The following is a 1346-nucleotide window of genomic DNA, read 5'->3' as shown; positions in this document are numbered from 1 at the left end:
GCATCTGTTCCATCAGCTGGCGTTCACTACGCACACTGAATAAAACCTGTAGCAGTAGGGCTCGCAGTAATCGTTCCGGGGGAATGGACTCTTTGCCGTTCGGTGCATAGGCGCAGTCGATCAACCAGTCGATACGCTCCAATGCCAAATTAAATTCCTGACGAATCTTTCTCAGCTTAGTCCATTTGCTTCTGCAATCGCACCCAGCATAATAGTGCGCATCGTGCTCACTGCATTAATATTATGTGGCAGAGATACAATATAGTCTGAAGTCAATCCATGGAAAGAATGGCTGTCCTGAAAAACGATATTCAACAATTAACTTTCAAACTTAGTCGGTGCTTCAGCTGTGGGAAATCGTTACCATCACAGAAACAACCGAATGGAATGTTAAGCCCGAAGCCTGCCCAACAATGTTGGCCGCCCAGCGCGATGGTGATACGTTTAAACCAGAAAGTGATCTGTTCCGGCTAACATCAGAATGATTTGCGTTGATAATTAAAAAAGGGGGCGCATAGTGCTGCAACTATACCTATAGCGTTTGGAAATTCGGCTTTACAAAAGGTCATGCTTTATTGAAATTGGGAAAATTTTATCTATGGTCAATGTCTATGAAAAAATTTTTTCTGACAGGGAATTCAAGCCCTGGAACTGCGTGATGCTCACAGAGTCGAGCGCAATCACAATGCCTCATACAAAATCAACGCAGTTATTCTGCTTGGTACGGGCTGGAAATTAAAAGCGATTCGAGAAGTGCTATTACTCGATAACGAAACGTTAATGAACGTGCACGAAATAACTTCCGGATTTCAATAGATTACAACTTCAGGTGAAATTTTATTTTTCGCTAACGGATTATATTTTTCCGCATATACCACTCTGAAAAGAACGAAGAAGAAATGAACAGATTCTATGACAGTTTGCCCGAAAAAGATAAGGGGCGTTTGAGGCGCAAAAAAAGGGCATGGAGGGCAATCTTATATTTGTTCGCTATTTGGCTGTGATGATAAAACTGTTAGAAAAGGTATAGTAGAGCTTCAAGACGAAGGACACTTAACCGAGAGAGTGTCCCAGTACCTGGTGGTAGAAAGACGATTCTCGAAGCCGCAGTTGATATCAACCAAGTGTTTCTCGACGTATTGTCAAATCATACTGCGAGAAATCCAATGGATGACAAGGTGAAGTGGACAGCGCTGAGTCGGTCAGAAATAGCTAAAGCGTTAAAAAAAGGAGTTACAGTAAACCACCCGCGGAGCGGGTGGTATGATGAAATGTATTAGTTCAGACCAAATCTGACACATCTCCTTGAAAAGAGGGGGTTTACCGGTTTTGATGAAGGTGACGAA

Annotated in this window: 1 protein-coding gene; it reads right to left on the bottom strand. The window is 42.7% G+C overall.

Going from position 1 to position 1346, the window contains the following annotated elements; genetic code table 11:
- Positions 1 to 175 (bottom strand): transposase (locus tag Q1A48_RS21205; RefSeq protein ID WP_299948841.1); only part of this gene is annotated, 175 nt, incomplete at its 3' end.
- Between the last annotated feature and the right edge of the window lie 1171 nt (positions 176 to 1346).

This window comes from uncultured Microbulbifer sp. (assembly GCF_947489355.1).
Classification (GTDB): Bacteria; Pseudomonadota; Gammaproteobacteria; order Pseudomonadales; family Cellvibrionaceae; genus Microbulbifer.
The sequence above is the reverse complement of the archived record's forward strand: the minus strand, read 5'-3'. Positions and strand labels throughout refer to the sequence as shown.